Raw genomic sequence first — 16,222 nt, 5'->3', positions numbered from 1 at the left:
CGGTCTCCGCCCGGAAGGGGACGACGACGCCGTCCTCGGCCGGGGTGGAGTCTCCGGTGTGCTGGTGGCACTCCCCCTCCGGGATCGGCGCCGGACCCCGGCCCCGGCGTGGTGGTTCGGGGCACCGGCGGATCTCCAGGACCTCCACGTCGCCCTCGATCAGCCGGTCGAGCACGTGGGAGAGGTCACGGTCGGCGGGGACACGGAACCGGTACAGCGTCTGGCGCGGCACCGCGGTCGATGTCACGGGGACCCGGAAGGTGGCGCACGCCGCATTGCTCACGAGCGTTCCCACACGGACCTCGTATCGGGTGGAAGCCGCCTCCATCACTACCGCCCCTCCATGACGTCTGCCCTCCATGCCATGTGCACCGACGTGAGGCCTCTGCCTGAGGTGGGTCCTCGGCCGGGACCTCTCCTGTTGGTCGTTCCGCTCGCGACGCTCCCGGGTGGGACGGAGCCGGGCCTCATCCGCAGCGCACGAGGCCCGGCGGCGCCCCTCAGAGGAGGCCGTGCTCGCGCGCCTTCCGGACCGCCTGGTTGCGCCGGCTCACGGCGAGCTTGCGCAGGATGCTGCGGATGTGTGTGCGCACCGTGTTCACCGAGACGAACATCGTGGCCGCGATCTCGGCGGTGGAGAGCATCTCCGCCAGATGGCGGAGGACCTCCAACTCGCGCTCGCTCAGCTCCTGCACCACCTCGGACGCCGCCGGCGCCGCGGCCCTCTCGCCGGCACCGACCGGCTGCGCCCCGCTCGACGGGTTGAGCCACGCGCCGGGCGCCTGCAGCCGGGGGTGGGTGCGCAGCAGGCGGCGCGCCTGGGGCGGCGTGTCGACGAACGGCCAGCGGAGGAGCTCGGGGCGGGCGCGTTCGAGTGCAACCGCGAGCTCCTCGGCCGCGGCGGTCACGAGACCGCGCTCCAGGAGCTGGCAAGCCCGGACCACCGTCGACTCCACCATCTCCGCGGCCGACCCTCCGGGCTGCTCGCCGAGCGGCACGTCGATCGCTGACGTCCCGGCGGCGAGGCTCACCGACGCCTGCAGGCGCCGGCTCCACGGCTCGTCGCGGCCCCGGTCCCGCAGCATGACCAGTCCGTCCTCCACGTGCCCGCGTGCCATCGCCAACCGCACCACCTCGGTGACCACCTGCTCCGCGACCCAGCGCGGCAGGGGCGGACCCTCCAGGTGGGGACGCAGCACCTGCTCCGCCAGCTCGTACTCGTGCCGCAGCCGGAAGTGCTGACCCTGCAGCACGGCTTGCAGCGCGCCGTGCCCGATCGCATCGGGGTGGGCGGCCCGTTCCCGCGCCCGGGCCCGTCCCAGCCACTCCCGCGCCTCGACCAGCGCGTAGCGGCGGAGGTGGACCCAGGCCAGCGCCGTCGCGGCGGCCGGGTCGAGCGCGGACTCGTCCGCGCCCTCCTCGGCGGCGAGCGCCTCTGCCTCCAGGGCGAGCCGGGCGGCCCGGGTGAGGTGCCCCTCGAGCGCCTCGAGGAGCGCGAGGTTGCCGACCGCACGGCACCGGAGCCGGCGCGCGCCGGCAGTGTGCGCCGCGGCCGCCGCCGCACGCAGCACGGGCAGCAGCTGGCGGGTGGGGGCATTGGTCCCGAGGACGGCGAGCGAGCGCAGGTGGCTCAGCACCGCCATGGCCTCGTTGCGCGCCCGTTGCTGGTGGTCCGGGAGCTCGGCGACCAGGGCGGCAGCGGCGTCGAGACGGGTGAGGAACGCCGTGGACGCGCCGTCCGTCCCTGCGCCGTCCGTCCCCGCACTGTCCGTCCCTGCACCGGCGGCCAGGCAGGCGAGGGTGGCCGAGATGCGCAGCGGCAGCCGGTTGCCGTCGTCCTGCGCGCCCATCGACACGGCGAGGTCGGACGGTGCCGGGTGGTCGCCTCCGGCGAGGGCGGCGACCACCCGGATGACCGCGGCTTCGGCGCCGCGCAGACCGGGCGGGAGCGACTGCAGCCCGCGCATGGCCGTGTCCGTGCCGTGCGCCAGCAGGCGCGGGACGAGGAGGTCGTCGATGAGCAGGCGAGTGGCGAAGCCCCAGTCCTCCGCGGCGACGGCGTGTCCCACCGCCCCCTGCGTCCGGCCGGCCGCCGCGTACCACGCGGCACACGTCCGGTGCAGCCCGGCGAGCTCTCCCGGGTGCTCGTAAGCGAGCTGGGCCTGCAGCATCTCCCGGAACAAGGGGTGCACGCGGAAGCCGCCGGGGGAACCCGGGGACTCCTCGACGAAGGCGTTCGCCCGCGCCAGCCCCGCGAGAACGCGCCGGGTGTTGCGGCGGCCAGTGAGCTGATCCACCAGGGCGGGCCACAGCTCCGGGGTCACGCTCGTGCGGAGCAGGACACGCCGGACGCTGGCCGCTTGACCCTCCAGGACCTCCGCGAACAGGTACTGCGCCACGCTGCCGTCGTCGTGCGCCAGCGACGTGACCAACCGCTCGGGTGGCACGCCCTGCTTGAGGGGGGCAGCGGCGAGCCGGAGGCCGACCGCCCAGCCCTCCGCCTCCGCACACAGGTCCCGCGCGACCTCCGCCGTCACCGAGACGCCCATCGCGGCGAGCAGGGTGCGGGTCTCCTCCGGAGTGAAGCTCAGCTGGTCACTGCGGATCTCCGACAGCGTGCCGGCGAGCCGGTACCGGTGCAGAGGGAGCAGCGGGTCGGCCCGCGTGCACACCACCAGCCGGAGCCGGCTGCCCGCGCGTTGCAGGAGCAGGTCGAGGCCGGCGGCGATGGACCGGTCGGTGATGTGGTCGCCGTCGTCGAGGACCAGCACGATCGGGCGGGGGCACGCGGCGATGTCCGCCACCAGGCGCGGGATCAAGGAGGCGGCCGGCGGCTTCCCCGGGATCAGCGCAGCGACCTCGGTCAACCGCACGCCGCCGCGGGCCAGGGCCTCGACCACGTAGCTCCAGAACGTGGCCGGGTCGTCGTCGTACTCGTCCAGCGCCACCCATGCGATCGGCCGTCCGGCCCCCTGGCTCTGACGCCACGAGGACGCGAGGACGGTCTTGCCCGAACCCGCGGGACCGCTGATGAGGGTGAGCGGGGACCGCTGCACCTCCCGTGTCAGCAGGTCCAGCAGGCGCCGGCGGAGCACGGTCGCGTGGGCCGGCTCGGGCGGCGCGAGCTTCGACGCCAGCAGCGCCAGGCCCTGCTGTTCGGCCGGCCCAGCCGGCTCTGCCATCGGGTCGGGAGCTCCCGCGGTCGACAGCCTCGTCACACGCACCCCCCGAGCTGCTCAGGAATCGCGTCCGTCCCGTTCCGTCCGCGGCCAGCTCGTGCCTCGGACTGCTGACCACCAGCGTCGCGAACGGCGATCGCTGCGGTCGGGGTCGGACGTCACGCGGTCGGGGTCGATTCGTCACGGCGCGGATCTGCTCCGCCGGGGCCACGTCGGCCCATCCGCGAGCATGGCCCGACCACCCCGGTGACCATCTCACCCATACCGGATGAGGGAGCCTCGCCTCCGCTTCACGATGCTGACGGCTCCGACGGACCAGGAGGCCGCATGAGTGGGGCAGCGGACGGCGGTCCACAGTGGCCGTGAATCGTGTGCACCCACCCCCGGGTGGGACCCGACGAGCCGGCCCGCCGGGTCCCCCGCGTGGCCCCGCGCTGCCGGCCGCCGGCAGCGCGGTGGACGACGCGGTGAACGGCGCCTACGCGGTCCTGGCGGTCGCGGCCGCACTCGCGCGGTGGGCCGCGGAGGCGGCCGCCGTCCACACGCGTCGCAGCCTCCTCCCTCGCCTGCCGTTCATCCGGCAGGACCCGGTCCGCCGGGCGTTGCACGGACCGGTGGCTCACGTGCTGGCGCATCCAGCGGCTGCCGCGGTGCGGGCCGTCACCGCGGCGGCGGACGAGCTGGTCCCCGACGTGGCCCGGGCGGTGCTCGCCCGGGTCGACGTCCCGAGCCTCGTCCGCGAGTTCGTCGACCTGGACCGGCTGGCCGCGTTGCTGGACGTGGACGGGATCGTGGCGCGGGTCGACCTCGACGCTGTGCTGCAACGGGTCGACCTGGACGCGCTGGTCGACAGGGTCGACGTCGCCCGGGTGATCGACCGGGTCGACCTCGACGAGGTCGTGGCCCGGGTCGACCTGGACCAGGCGGTGGCCCGGGTGGACCTGGACGCGCTGGTCGACAAGGTCGACGTCGCCCGGGTGATCGACCGGGTCGACCTCGACGAGGTCGTGGCCCGGGTCGACCTCGACCGGGCGGTGGCCCGGGTGGACCTGGACGCGCTGGTCGACAAGGTCGACGTCGCCCGGGTGATCGACCGGGTGGACCTCGACGAGGTCGTGGCCCGGGTCGACCTCGACCGTGCGGTGGCCCGCGTCGACCTCGACGGTGCGGTGGACCGGGTCGACATCGACCGGGTCATCGCTCGCACCGACGTCGTCGGCCTCGCCCACTACATCGTCGAGGAGATCGACCTGCCGGGTCTGCTGCGAGCCTCGACGGGCTCGGTCACGGGCGAGGTGGTGCGCGGCGTTCGCGACCAGGGCGTGGACGCCGACCGGGCCGTCGAGCGGGTCGTGGACCGACTGCTGCACCGCAGCGGCCGGCGCACCGCGACCAGGCCCGCTGAGGACGGCACTCCAGGGGGTGCACCGTGACCCGCGCAGCGGAGCGCTCCTCCTACCCGTGGCACGACGGCCCGCACCCGGCGGGCGGCGTGGACGCGGTCCGGGCATCGGTCCGCGGGCGCCGCGCCGGCGTGGTCACGCGCTGCCTGGCGAACGTCGTCGACGCCGCGGTGGTGCTGCTCGTCCTGGCCGGTGGCTACGCCGTCTTCGCGGCGTCCCGTTTCCTCCTGTCGCCGACGAGCTTCCGGTTCCCCGCCCCGTCGCTCTCGCTCCTCATCATGGTGGGACTGGGGGTGCTGGCGGTCTACTTCGCCGTCACGTGGGCGGTGGTGGGCTCTACCTACGGTGACCGGCTGCTCGGGCTCCGCGTGGCGGACGACGAGGGTGGGAGGCTGGGTTGGGGCCGCGCGTGCGCACGAGCGGTCCTCTGCACGGTGTTCCTCCCGGGCCTGCTCTGGGTGCTGCTGAGCAAGGAGAACCGCTCGGTCCAGGACCTGGTGGTGCGTTCCTCGGTCATCTATGACTGACGGACACGGACCGGCGCGGAACGAGGCCGAGGCCGAGGGAGCTGAGCCGGAGGTCCGCGGTCCCCTCCCCCTCTGGCTCACCGTGGTGCTGGGTGTCGCGGGCACCGCCATCGCGTTGTGGGGTCTCCACGCCGCCTCCGCGATCCTCGGTCCGGTCGTCCTCGCGTTCGTCCTGGCCGTCGTCGTCCACCCGCTCATCGGTGCGCTGGTGCGTCGAGGGATCCGGAGGGGGGTCGCGGTCGCGGTCGCCGTCGTGGTCGTCGACGGCGGGTTGATCGCCTTCGCCGTCGCCCTCGCCGTCTCCATCGGCCAGTTCGCGACCGTGCTGCCCCAGTACTCCGCCGAGTGGCGGGCGCTGGTGGACGGCGTCCGCTCCCTGCTCGTCGGGGCGGGGGTCGGCCCCGAGCAGGTGGCGGACATGCTGCCGTCGGTGGAGCTGCAGTCGGTACTCGCGGTCGTCGGGGACCTCCTCGCGGGCATCGCCGGCTCGGTCGGCGCCCTGTTCCTGCTGCTGGCGACGGCGCTGTTCATGACCGTCGAGGCGGCCGGGCTGCCGGAGCGCCTGGCGGCGGTCCCAGGGACCACGCGTCTTCGCGCGGCACTCGGGGACTTCGCGCGGTACACCCGTCGCTACGTGGTCGTGACGACGGTCTTCGGCCTCCTCGTTGCCGTGGTGGACACCCTGGCGCTGATCGTCCTCGGGATCCCGTTGCCCCTCGTGTGGGGCCTGCTGTCGTTCCTGACCAACTACGTCCCCAACATCGGCTTCTTCCTCGGGCTGGTGCCGCCCGCGCTGCTGGCGCTGCTGGTCGGGGGCCCCGGACTCGCCGTCCTCGTGATCGTCATCTACACCGTCGTCAACTTCCTCCTGCAGTCGGTCCTCCAACCTGTGGTGGTCGGGAGCGCCGTCAACCTCTCGGTCACGCTGTCGTTCCTGTCCGTCATCGTGTGGACGGCGGTCCTGGGTCCGATGGGCGCGATCCTCGCGGTCCCGCTGACCCTGTTCCTGCACGCGGTCCTCATCGGGCAGGACCCGGACCGCCGGTGGGCCAGGACCCTCCTCGCGGGCCCGTCCGGCACCGCGACGACCGGGGGACGAGGCTCCGCGTGGCGCCGCCCCGGCCGGCCGGCACCGGCTCGTCGTGACGGGGAGGACGGCGGCGAGCCGGGAGAGCCGGTCCGACGCGGGCATCAGCCGAGCCGGATGAGCGGCACGGCCCCCGCCGCGCCGGGCGATCGGATCGCGGGAGCGTGAGGGCCCCGTGTCGTCTGCCGAGGACGATGCCGCCTGCCCGAGGTGGCGTCACGCTGGACTCTCCGAGCGGCATCCGAAGCGGCCGCTCCGACCCCCGGAAAGCGACACGACACCACCACCAGCGGGAGTCCCGCCATGACAGCGCCCGCGCCGCCCCTGGAGGGTTTCGCCCTCCTCGACCGGCTCATCCTGGAAGCCTTCACCGATCTCCGCTCGGCCCGGGCCGCGGCAGCGCGGGCGGGCAACCGCCAGAACCTCGACCTCCTGACACGGGCCGAGGAGCACCTGAACGCGTTGCTCGAGTACCGCCACGCCGCCGCGCGCCGGTTCCCCCCGGTGGGGGTCGGCCTGGCGGCGGAGCCCCGCGGCCGCCGCACCCGACCGCGGTGACCCTCCGACCTGGCGGCCCGTCCTCGTCCACCACGGGCGAGGAACTCAGCCGCCGCCTCCGTAGTACTCGGTGAACAGGAGCTGAGACCATGTCCGAGTCTGCACCCGACGAGATCGTGGCGACGCCGGTGCCGGACGCGATGCCCGTGCTCAACCGGGGCAAGCACCGGAACCCGTCCCGGGGCGCGTGTTTCATGGAGTACACGGCGCTGCTGGCCGGCGAGCCCTTCACCGACCAGCCCCGCTGCGTGGACGGTCAGCTGGCCGACGTCCTCCGCGTCTCCAACGACCTGCTGTCGGACGTCGACCGCCACCTCCTCGTGCCGCTCCTCGGGCGGGCCATCGGCCTCGCGGTCGTCCCCCCGCCGCCGGGCCCGACGGGGTACCGGCGCGCCGCGCGCCGGTACCGCCGCGAGGTGGTGGATCCGTACCGGGAGCGGACCGCACGGTTGCGCCGCGAGGCGACGCGCCGGTTCGTGGCGACGATCGGACCGTCGTCCTCACTGGCCACGAGGGCCTGGTCCGGGCGCAGCGGAGAACTGTCCTGGGCGTTCTGGGAGCTCATGGCCGAGCCGTCCCTGCTGCCCACGTCGCCGGAGTACGTGCGAGAGCTCATCCACCGTCTGCACGTCCTCCACGACTGCTACGAGCGGGCCATGGACGACCTCGGCCTCCCGCGCGCGGCGCCGACCAGGTGCGTGCCGGCCGACGAGGGCTCGACGGTCGGGACGTGACGTCCGGACCCTCCTGCGGATCGGCTCAGCGGCGGGCAGCGGCGTACCGCCGCAGGAAGACGGCCTCCGTGAGCGCCAGGTCGGCGATCTCCTCCGGGGCCACGCTCTCGTTCGGCGCGTGGATGGAGGCCGACGGCTCCTCCACCCCGATCAGCACGATGTCCGCTCCGGGGTAGGTGTCCGCGAGGACGCTGCAGAGCGGGATCGACCCGCCCTGACCCAGCTCGACGACCGGCCTGCCGTACACGGCCTGCATGGCGGCGGCCATCGCCCGGTGCGCGGGTCCGTCCGTGCTCGCTCGGAAGGGCGGGCCGGAGGCCTGGACCTCCGCCGTCACCCGGACCTGCCAGGGCGCGACCTCGTGCAGGTGGTCGACGAGGGCGGTCCCCGCCTGCTCGGGAGCGACCCCCGGGGGGATGCGCAGGTTCAGCCGCGCGCTGGCCCGGGGCACGATGGCCGCGGCCGACCCGACGACAGGAGGGCAGTCGATGCCGACGATGGTGATCGCCGGCCGCGTCCACAGCATGTCGGCGACCGTTCCGTCGCCCACCAGCGAGACGCCGTCCAGGACGCCGGCCTCGCGTCGGAACCTCTCGGCCGGGTAGGGCGCACCGGTCCAGACGCCCGTGCCGGGCAGGCCGTGCACGGTGGTGTTGCCTCTCTCGTCCCGCAGCGTCGCCAGCATGGCGACGAGCGCCGCCAGGGCGTCGGGTGCGGCGCCACCGAAGATGCCGGAGTGCCGCTCCGTGGCCAGGGCCTCCACCGTGACGACGACGTCGACCGTGCCCCGCAGGCTGACGGTGACCGCGGGGTGCCCCACGGCGGCGTTGCCGGTGTCGGCCACGACGATGGCGTCCGCCCGGAGGAGGTCGGCATGGCCGGGGACGAACGCCTCGAGTCCCCCGGTGCCCTGCTCCTCGGATCCCTCGACGACCAGGACGAGGTCGACCGGGACGTCGTTCCCCAGTGCCCGCAGGGCGGTCAGGTGGACGACGACGTTGCCCTTGCAGTCGGCCGCGCCGCGGCCGTACCAACGGCCCTCGACCTCGGTGAGGCGGAACGGTGGGGTGCGCCAGGCCGTCTCGTCCAGCGGGGGCTGCACGTCGTAGTGGGCGTACAGCAGCACCGTCGCGGCGTCCGGATCGCCACACGGCCGTGCCCCGATGACCGCGTTGCTCCCGTCGGGTGTCTCCACGAGCCGCACGTCGGCGAAGCCGACACCGGCGAACCGGTCGGCCACCCACTGCGCCGCGCGCAGGCACTCCTCGGGCGGGAACAGGCGCGGGTCGGCGACCGACGGGATGGCGACGAGCTCCGACAGCTCCTGGCGCACTGTCGGCATCAGCTCGGCCACGCGGGCGCGCAGGCGCTCGACCTCGCCCGTCGCGGTGCTGTCCGGGAGGGTCACCTGCCGTCGACTCACGCGGGGACGGCCGGCCGGAACGGCTGGACGTCGTGCTCCCCTCGCCGTACGAAGCCCCACGAGCCCTCAGGGACCTCGTTCCACGCGCCGGGGAGGTCCCGCAGCGGCTCGGAGACGATGAGGCGGGTGTCCGTGCCCAGGCCGTCGAGGACCTCCAGCTCCGGGTACAGCCGGCGCAGCTGGGAGATCTCGGTCGAGTAGTAGAGCGAGCTCGTGTCCTTCTCGCTGGAGTAGCGGAAGACCCAGACGGACTCGCCGTCGGTCGTCGCCACGGTCATGTGCACCGGGTGCTCGATCCCGTGGCGCCGGCCGACGTCCTCCACGAGGCCCACGGCGCGGGCGACCGCAGCGGGCGGGTCGTCGGTCAGTCCGTGGGTGAGCGCGAGGTAGAACAGGGTCTCGGTGTCGGTCGACCCCTCGATCCCCGGGTACAGCGACGGGTCCACCTGCATCACGAGGTCGTGCTTGACCTCCTGGAACCCGGCGAGGGACCCGTTGTGCATCCACAGCCAGCGCCCGTACCGGAACGGGTGGCAGTTGCTGCGCTGCACCGGCGTCCCGCTCGAGGCTCGGACGTGCGCGAACAGCAGCGGCGTCCGGATCTGGCCGGCGACCTCGCGCAGGTTCTCGTCGTTCCACGCCGGATGGGTGCTCTTGAACACCGCCGGCGTCGTACCGCCACCCTCGCCGTACCACCCGATGCCGAAGCCGTCCCCGTTCGTGGTGAAGCCCCCGAGCTCGGCGTGCAGGCTCTGGTCGATGATCGAGTGCCGCGGCCGGTAGAGCAGGTCGTGGGCGAGGATCGGGTCCCCGAAGTAGGCCATCCACCTGCACATCGCTCCCACGCCCTCTCGACGTCACGACTCGGACCAGGGCGCCAATGGACCACCTGGCGGCGTCCGGCGCGTCACTCGGCGAGGGTGAGCAGGCTCTCCGGGGCGTGCCCGTGTCCCTGGTCGGGTGCGGGCCTACGCGTGGCCCGGATCGTCCGGGTCCTGCACGCGTGGACCGCTCCGGTGTCGTGCCAACCCCTCACCGTCGCCGATGCCCCTGCGGGTGAGCGCCCGCTCGTACCGGGATGCCAGCGGTGCAGCGGTGAGCCCGTGCGCGAGGACGCTGAGGAGCACGGTCACGCCGATGATCGCGACGGCCCCGTCGGCGGCGTCCCCGAGCTCCTCGAGGGTGAGCAGCGCGAAGACCAGGGAGGCGAGCCCCCGGGGTCCGAACCAGCCGACGAAGAGCACGGTGTCGCGGTCGAGGCCGGCACCGAGACAGGCCAGCGCGACGGGCACCATCCGCACGACCGTGAGGCTCAGGACCGCGTAGAGCACGATGGAGAGGTCGACGTGGTCGACCGCGATCGGGATGGCGAGCGCGCCGAACGCGAGCCAGACGAGCAGGGACACCAGCCCGCCGGCCTGCTCGAGGAAGACCAGCTCGGCCGGCCCCCGTCGGCCCGCTGCCGCGCCGAAGGCCAGCCCGCCGCAGAACGCGGCGACGAACCCGTTGCCGTGGACGACGAGCGCGCCGGCGTAGGCGACGAGGGCGAGGGCCAGCACGGCGACGCCGACGACGTCCTCGGAGGCCCACCCCCGCCGACGCGCCCACTGCAGCAACCAGCCGCCACCCAGACCGACACCGGCGCCCACGACCACGCCGACGCCCAGCTCGACCAGCGCCTCTCCCAGCCAGGCCGCGCCGCTGTTCCCCTGGACCGCCGTCGCGCCGGCGAGAGCGAACAGGACCACGGGGGTGACGATGCCGTCGTTCACCCCGCTCTCGACGGTGATCAGCTGCCGGACACGTACGGGCACGGCGGGGTTGGTGACGACGGGGAGTCCCAGCGCGGCGTCGGTCGGCGCGAGGGCGGCGCCCACAAGCAGGGCCAGCCAGATGCCGAGGTCCGGGAACAGCGAGTCGGCCAGGACCCATCCGGCGAGCACGGTCAGCGGCAGCCCGACCGCCAGCAGCCGCAGGTAGCGGCCGGCATCACGACGAACCTGACGGAACGGGACGCCGGCGGCGTCGGAGAAGAGCACCCACACCAGCGCCACCTCGACCAGCGGCTGCAGCGCCTCCGGAGCGGACCGGGCGTCCACCAGGCCGGCGGCGGCGAAGAGTCCACCAACACCGACGAAGACGATCGGTGCGGTGAGGTCGGCGTGCTGGAGGCGGGCGGACAGGACGCCCCACAGGAAGATCACCGCGCTGGTGATCGCGATGGTCGAGACGGCCATGGAGCCTCCCCGTGCGTCCGGGCGGGATGACGCCGGTCGGCCCGGCGGCGCCGGGTGGCGGACGGTCCGCGGCGCCCGCCGTCACCCGGCGGCCTGGCCGTACCGGAGGTGCAGGTCGGCGAGCACGTCCAGGTCGAGGAGCTCGCCGCCGTTGATGCGGTTGTCGTAGTTCTCGCTGCCCAGGAACAGCTCCCACCGCTTCCGGGTGCCCGCGTCCCAGGTGCCGTCCGGTTGGCCTCCGTAGAAGCCCTGGGCCGCCATGAGGCCCTTCAGTTCGACGGCGAGTTCGGGGCCGATCGGGACCAGCCTCGCCGGGTCGCTCGGGAAGTAGGCGAGCCGGTGCAGCGCGTAACACCTGGTGAGCTCGTCCAGCGGCTGCGGGTGGTCGTAGACGGAGATCACCACGTGCCGGTCGTCCAGTCCCCCGTAGCCACCGTCGCGCCGCAGGACCAGCAAGGCAGCGGACTGCTGGCCGCGGATGTCACCGCCGGCCCGCCGGCCGGCCTCCAGGGCCGTCGTCAACCGGTCGGCGAGCGAGGCGTTCGAGCCCTCGAACGTCCGCACCATCTCCTCGACGACCTGGCGTCCGGCCAGCCCGTTGCCGAGGGCGACGCAGTGGCGGCCCGCTGCGCTCCCGGACCAGCCGTCCCAGTCGTGGAGGTCGGCACCCGTGTGGGCCGCGGCGCGGCCGCCCCGGGCGACGAGGGCGAACTGCCGCTGGTGGGCCTGCGGGTCGTCGTTGAGCAGGACATCGACCGCCTGCTGCGGCGTGGCGCCACACCTGAGCAGCGCCAGCCCGACGGAGCCGTGCCGGGGGTTGCCGAATCCCTGCGTCGCGACGACGCCGACCTCGGCCTCGCCGTACGGCACGAGGCTGCCCACCCCGGGGAACTTGGAGGCACACGCCACACCCAGATCGCCGTCGGTCGTCTGCCAGCCGAGGATCGAGTACGTCATCGGCGTCCTCCCGGTGCGTGGCTCCCGACCGCCGAAGCCGACCGAGGCCGGGCTCGCTGGTGTGGAGCTCGGCGATCAGCCAGGTCCCGGATCCGCCGGGACGGGTGCGCCCTCCGCCGGCAGCACATGACGGTCCAGGCGCAGCAAGGTCAGCGCGTACTGCAGCGAGGGCGACGCGCCGACCACGGTGATCCGACGGCCGTGCCGCAGTGCCCGGCGGTACGCGACCAGGAGCGCGCGCAGCCCGGCATCGTCGGCGTCGGTGAGTCCGCCGACGTCGAGCGTCCAGCCGGGGTGATCCGCTCTGAGCAACGCCGAGACGGCGTCGTACAGCAGATGAGTGGTGCGCACGTCCAACCGCCCGGTCAGCGTCAGGCGACCGGTGACCAGGTCGACGTGCGCCCCGGACTCCGACGGTTCCCCAGCGGCGAGGGCGCGGGGGCGGCCGGCGGAGGACGTGGCGATCGCCCGCGCCCCTCTGCGGCGGGCCGCCGGACGCCGCAGCGGACCGGCCGGCCCCCGGACGGAGTCAGGCCCCGGACGGAGGATCGACGGCACCACGCCGAGCGACGTCTCGGTGGGATCAGCGGCCACAGCATGCCCTTCGGGTGGACAGACGCGGGGGTGCCCCGACATGGCCGACACACCCCGGGGCAGCCTGGCGGGGACCCCGCTCGCGGGCCTCATCCTGTGCGGATGAGCGGAGCGTCCACGGGTCGGCGGCGGACGTGCGGGTGCGCCGGCGGGCACCGCCGGTCTCCGGGAGGCGGAACCGACGTCGGGGCCGGCCGGGACACATCCGACCGGCTCCGGAGGGTGGCTTGCCCCCGCCAGGCGGCCGCGCCACGGACCCGCGGGCCCTCTGTCGGCCCCCTGGCGGGGGTGCGACCAGTGTGACACCCACCTCGGGTGGTCACCCGTTCAGTCAGAGGAACCCGGTCGGGGCACGATCGCGAGGACCCCGAGGTGCTGAGCTGCCTGCACCGCCGCGCCCCGGCCTGCGACGTCCAGCTTGCTCTGCACCCGGCGGATCCTGGTGCGAGCGGTGTTGCTCGACACCGAGAGGCTCGACGCGATCTGGGCCGTCGACCTCCCGCGAGCCAGGTGGGAGAGGACTTCGAGGTCGCGGCGGTTCAGCGCCGACGCCGGAGCCGGACGTGGGAGGTCCCTGACCGGTTGCGGATCCGTGGGTCGCTCTTCACCCCCACGACGCGGAGAGCCGGACGAGGCGAAGCTCCAGACCGCCGGTGGGGCGGGGCGGGGCGCCGGCAACGCGCCCGCAGGAGGGACATCGTGGCGGGGAGCTCGACGACGCGTCATCCGGGACCTCCCAGGTCCTCTGTGCGCCCCCCTCCGGCTCGGGCCGCTGAAGCGGCGCAGGACGAACCGGTACGAGACTGAGCGCGCCACCGAAGCTAGGAGAAGGGCGCCGACGCCGCTTTACCCATCCGGTCGTGGCCCTTATCTTTCGGCGCAGCGCGGAGGGAACCGGTCATGCGCCCTCGCATTCGGACGAACGTGCTCACCGAGTACGCGGGGTTGGCCCGATCCTCGGGGCTCGACCCAGCGGTCGTGCTCGGACGGGTGGGTCTGGACCTCGCCGTGCCCGACCGCTGGATCCCGGCCGCTCCGGTGGCGCGGCTCCTGGAAGTGTCCGCACAGCAGTCGGGCTGCCCCGACTTCGGCCTGCGCCTGGCGCAGCTGCCCAGACTCGGGACCCTCGGTCCCCTGAGCGTCGCACTCCGCGACGAGCCCGATCTGCGCAGTGCCGTGGCCCTGCTGACGGAGTACGCGCCTGCCTACAACGAGGCGCTGCGCCTCCGTCTGAGGGAGGACGGCGACCGGGCCGTGATCGAGGTCTGGCTCGAGTTCGGCGAGCCCGCACCGCGCGATCAGGTGCTCGATCTGGTCATGGCGGAGCTGTCGGGGATCATCCGGGCTCTGCTGGGCAGCGGTTGGCGACCCCGGTCCGCCGGCTTCGTCCGCTCCCCGCCCGCGGACGCGGAACCGTGGCGCCGGCTCTTCGGCCCCCGCGTGGTCTTCGCCCGCCGGTCCAACAGCCTGGTCCTCCAGGCGCAGGAGCTCGGCGCCCGGGTCATCACGTCGGATCCCTCGCTGCGGCCGTACACCCGGCGGTTCCTCGACACGGTGGTGGCCCCTCGACCACCGGCTGCCACCGCGGGCCTGGCGGACGTGGCGGAAGCCGTGGAGCTCCTGCTGCCGCTCGGGCGCCTGTCGTTGACGCGGGCGAGCCGGCGCCTCGGCCTCCGTCCCCGGGAACTCCAGCGGTACCTGGCCCAGCAGGACCAGACCTTCTCCTCCGTCCTGGACACCACCCGGGCGCGCCTGGTGGAGCGCTTTCTCACGAACGGGCGGTACTCGCTGACCGAGGTGTCACAGCTGCTGGGGTTCAGCGCACCGAGCGCCTTCTCGCGCTGGTTCCGCCGGCAGTTCGGCACGAGTCCCACGGAGTGGCGGCGGGCGGCTCGCGCCAGGTCGGAGAGCGACGCCACGTCGGCGTGGGAGTCGAGGGGCTGGCCGTAGGCGACGCACGTGGCTGACCCCGGGCTGGGTCACGAGGCTGCGCTGCCCGGCCGTCGCCGGGCCGGTGTCGGTCCAGACGCTCGTCCCGGGCACGACCGTCCGGACGGGGTGATCCCCCCGCGCAGCGGAACGGCCATGCTCCCTCGGACACCGAGGATCACCGCTGGAGGTGCGCCGTGGGATCGATGCGTGCCAGGCGGTGGTGTGCCCGGTGTGGCTTCGCCCTCGTCGCGATCGCCTTCGTCGTGCTGCTCGCGTTCGCCGGCCGTCGCGGCTTGTGGCTCGTGCTGCTCACCGCCGGAGCGGCCGTCGTGGTCGTCGCCGCTCTCTACTGGTTCCTCCTGCAACGTGGGCCGCTGCGCTGGCTGGCGCTGGCCCTCGCCGTGGGCGCACCGGTGGCGGTCATCGCGGTGTTCGTGGCCGACCGGCTGCTCTGGGTCGCCGTCGTCGCCGCTGCGCTGCTCGCCACCGGGGTCGCCGCCGCCCGCCTGGCGCTGCGCCCCGACCGGTCGCGCTGGACGATGGAGGTCACCGACGCGCCGGCACCCCGGCACCCGTTCTTCGTCATGAACCCGCGGTCCGGCGGGGGCAAGGTCGGCCGCTTCCGGCTGCGGGAGCTGGCCGAGGAACTCGGTGCCGAGGTGGCCCTGCTGGACCAGCCGGGCACCGACGTCCAGGAACTCGCCCGACGTGCCCTGGCCCGGGGTGCCGACCTCATCGGCGTGGCCGGTGGCGACGGCACGCAGGCGCTGGTGGCCCAGGTCGCAGCCGAGCACGACGTGCCGTTCCTGGTCATCAGCGCCGGTACCCGCAACCACTTCGCCCTCGACCTGGGGTTGGACCGGAGCGACCCCTCACGGTGCCTCGACGCCCTGCGCGACGGCGTGGAGGCACGGATCGACCTCGGCGACATCAACGGCCGCACGTTCGTGAACAACGCGTCCTTCGGTGCCTACGCGGAGATCGTGGAGAACCCGGCCTACCGCGACGACAAGCGCGGCACGACCCTCGACGCCCTCCCGGACCTGCTGGCCCGGCGACGCGGCGCCCACCTCGTCGCCGAGGTCGGCGAGTCGCGGATGGACGCGCCGCAGGCCCTGCTGGTGAGCAACAACCCGTACGCGGCCTCCGACCTCGCGGGGACGGGACGTCGGTTCAGGCTGGACCGGGGGGTCCTCGGCGTGATCGCCGTCCGCGTGGACAGCACGCGGCAGGCCGTCGGCCTGCTGAACGGCGCCCACCGGGAGGGACTGCAACTGGCGGAGGCACCCGAGGTCGTGGTCACCGCGGACGTCGCCGAGGTCCCGATCGGCATCGACGGCGAGACCGTGCGGCTGACGACCCCGGTGCGCTGCACGATCCGTCCCGGTGCCCTCCGGGTCAGGCTCCCCCGCAACCGGCCGGGGGTGCCGCCGCCGCGGGCGCGTCTGGACTGGGCCGCGCTGTGGGGTCTGGCAGTCGGCCGGCCGGTCGCGCTCGACGGTTCCTCTGGAGTGGACCGCGGCCCCGTGGGCCCCGACGCCGCCGCCCCGTCGAGGAGCCGCGAGAACTGACGCCCCGGCGGCCTGCCGGC

At 74.2% G+C, this 16,222-nt stretch carries 14 protein-coding genes; 7 read left to right on the top strand and 7 right to left on the bottom strand.

Translation table 11 applies throughout. The features are described 5' to 3' along the window. Positions 1-500 precede the first annotated feature (500 nt). Complete coding sequence (locus MY526_RS17440; protein WP_436704701.1) at positions 501-3,182, bottom strand: LuxR C-terminal-related transcriptional regulator; 2,682 nt, start codon at positions 3,180-3,182, stop codon at positions 501-503. Positions 3,183-3,634: 452 nt separating this feature from the next. Here MY526_RS17440 and MY526_RS17435 point away from each other — a divergent pair, with 452 nt between their 5' ends. From MY526_RS17435 to MY526_RS17415, 5 genes are all read left to right on the top strand, one after another. Continuing rightward, entirely contained in the window at positions 3,635-4,612 is a 978-nt protein-coding gene (locus MY526_RS17435; RefSeq protein WP_436704700.1) for a hypothetical protein, read from the top strand. Beyond that, entirely contained in the window at positions 4,609-5,109 is a 501-nt protein-coding gene (locus MY526_RS17430; protein WP_436694005.1) for an RDD family protein, read from the top strand. The genes MY526_RS17435 and MY526_RS17430 overlap by 4 nt, the downstream gene beginning before the upstream one ends. After that, positions 5,102-6,364, top strand: a complete 1,263-nt coding sequence (locus MY526_RS17425) for an AI-2E family transporter (RefSeq protein ID WP_436694004.1) — start codon at positions 5,102-5,104, stop codon at positions 6,362-6,364. Before MY526_RS17430 ends, MY526_RS17425 begins: the two co-directional genes overlap by 8 nt. Positions 6,365-6,499: 135 nt before the next feature. Beyond that, entirely contained in the window at positions 6,500-6,754 is a 255-nt protein-coding gene (locus MY526_RS17420) for a hypothetical protein (RefSeq protein WP_436694003.1), read from the top strand. 89 nt (positions 6,755-6,843) lie between these two features. After that, positions 6,844-7,488: a hypothetical protein gene (locus tag MY526_RS17415; RefSeq protein ID WP_436694002.1), complete on the top strand. Its 645-nt coding sequence runs from the start codon at positions 6,844-6,846 to the stop codon at positions 7,486-7,488. 25 nt (positions 7,489-7,513) lie between these two features. On the opposite strand, the gene MY526_RS17410 is transcribed toward MY526_RS17415, so the two are convergent. The 6 genes from MY526_RS17410 to MY526_RS17385 all read right to left on the bottom strand — a co-directional run bounded on the left by MY526_RS17410 (position 7,514) and on the right by MY526_RS17385 (position 13,425). Beyond that, positions 7,514-8,911 carry a dipeptidase gene (locus tag MY526_RS17410; RefSeq protein ID WP_436704699.1) on the bottom strand — a complete coding sequence of 466 codons (1,398 nt, stop codon included), beginning with the start codon at positions 8,909-8,911 and terminating at the stop codon, positions 7,514-7,516. Further along, positions 8,908-9,735, bottom strand: coding sequence for a class II glutamine amidotransferase (locus tag MY526_RS17405; protein ID WP_436694000.1), 828 nt, complete (start codon positions 9,733-9,735; stop codon positions 8,908-8,910). The genes MY526_RS17410 and MY526_RS17405 overlap by 4 nt, the downstream gene beginning before the upstream one ends. 144 nt (positions 9,736-9,879) lie before the next feature. After that, the gene (locus MY526_RS17400) at positions 9,880-11,148 is read right to left on the bottom strand and encodes a cation:proton antiporter domain-containing protein (protein WP_436704698.1); all 1,269 of its coding nucleotides are present in this window, start codon (positions 11,146-11,148) and stop codon (positions 9,880-9,882) included. Between the two features lie 81 nt (positions 11,149-11,229). Then, on the bottom strand, positions 11,230-12,105 hold the full coding sequence (locus tag MY526_RS17395) for a DUF1028 domain-containing protein (protein ID WP_436693998.1): 876 nt from the start codon (positions 12,103-12,105) through the stop codon (positions 11,230-11,232). A 75-nt stretch (positions 12,106-12,180) separates the two neighbouring features. Then, on the bottom strand, positions 12,181-12,741 hold the full coding sequence (locus tag MY526_RS17390; protein WP_436704697.1) for an STAS domain-containing protein: 561 nt from the start codon (positions 12,739-12,741) through the stop codon (positions 12,181-12,183). 285 nt (positions 12,742-13,026) lie between these two features. Then, on the bottom strand, positions 13,027-13,425 hold the full coding sequence (locus tag MY526_RS17385) for a response regulator transcription factor (protein WP_436693996.1): 399 nt from the start codon (positions 13,423-13,425) through the stop codon (positions 13,027-13,029). Between the two features lie 174 nt (positions 13,426-13,599). Between MY526_RS17385 and MY526_RS17380 the strand changes: the two genes are divergently transcribed. Both MY526_RS17380 and MY526_RS17375 read left to right on the top strand, forming a co-directional pair. Next, positions 13,600-14,649: an AraC family transcriptional regulator gene (locus tag MY526_RS17380; RefSeq protein ID WP_436704696.1), complete on the top strand. Its 1,050-nt coding sequence runs from the start codon at positions 13,600-13,602 to the stop codon at positions 14,647-14,649. Positions 14,650-14,834: 185 nt separating this feature from the next. After that, complete coding sequence (locus MY526_RS17375; protein ID WP_436704695.1) at positions 14,835-16,202, top strand: diacylglycerol/lipid kinase family protein; 1,368 nt, start codon at positions 14,835-14,837, stop codon at positions 16,200-16,202. Positions 16,203-16,222: the final 20 nt, after the last annotated feature.

It is taken from the genome of Geodermatophilus sp. CPCC 205761 (assembly GCF_051383655.1).
Lineage (GTDB): Bacteria > Actinomycetota > Actinomycetes > Mycobacteriales > Geodermatophilaceae > Geodermatophilus.
The sequence above is the reverse complement of the archived record's forward strand: the minus strand, read 5'-3'. Positions and strand labels throughout refer to the sequence as shown.

Coding starts and splice junctions, on each gene's coding strand:
- MY526_RS17400 (WP_436704698.1), bottom strand. CDS start 11,148: ATGGCCGTCTCGACCATCGCGATCACCAGCGCGGTGATCTTCCTGTGG.
- MY526_RS17405 (WP_436694000.1), bottom strand. CDS start 9,735: ATGGCCTACTTCGGGGACCCGATCCTCGCCCACGACCTGCTCTACCGG.
- MY526_RS17420 (WP_436694003.1), top strand. CDS start 6,500: ATGACAGCGCCCGCGCCGCCCCTGGAGGGTTTCGCCCTCCTCGACCGG.
- MY526_RS17425 (WP_436694004.1), top strand. CDS start 5,102: ATGACTGACGGACACGGACCGGCGCGGAACGAGGCCGAGGCCGAGGGA.
- MY526_RS17385 (WP_436693996.1), bottom strand. CDS start 13,425: ATGACGCGTCGTCGAGCTCCCCGCCACGATGTCCCTCCTGCGGGCGCG.
- MY526_RS17395 (WP_436693998.1), bottom strand. CDS start 12,105: ATGACGTACTCGATCCTCGGCTGGCAGACGACCGACGGCGATCTGGGT.
- MY526_RS17415 (WP_436694002.1), top strand. CDS start 6,844: ATGTCCGAGTCTGCACCCGACGAGATCGTGGCGACGCCGGTGCCGGAC.
- MY526_RS17375 (WP_436704695.1), top strand. CDS start 14,835: ATGCGTGCCAGGCGGTGGTGTGCCCGGTGTGGCTTCGCCCTCGTCGCG.
- MY526_RS17390 (WP_436704697.1), bottom strand. CDS start 12,741: ATGTCGGGGCACCCCCGCGTCTGTCCACCCGAAGGGCATGCTGTGGCC.
- MY526_RS17440 (WP_436704701.1), bottom strand. CDS start 3,182: ATGGCAGAGCCGGCTGGGCCGGCCGAACAGCAGGGCCTGGCGCTGCTG.
- MY526_RS17380 (WP_436704696.1), top strand. CDS start 13,600: ATGCGCCCTCGCATTCGGACGAACGTGCTCACCGAGTACGCGGGGTTG.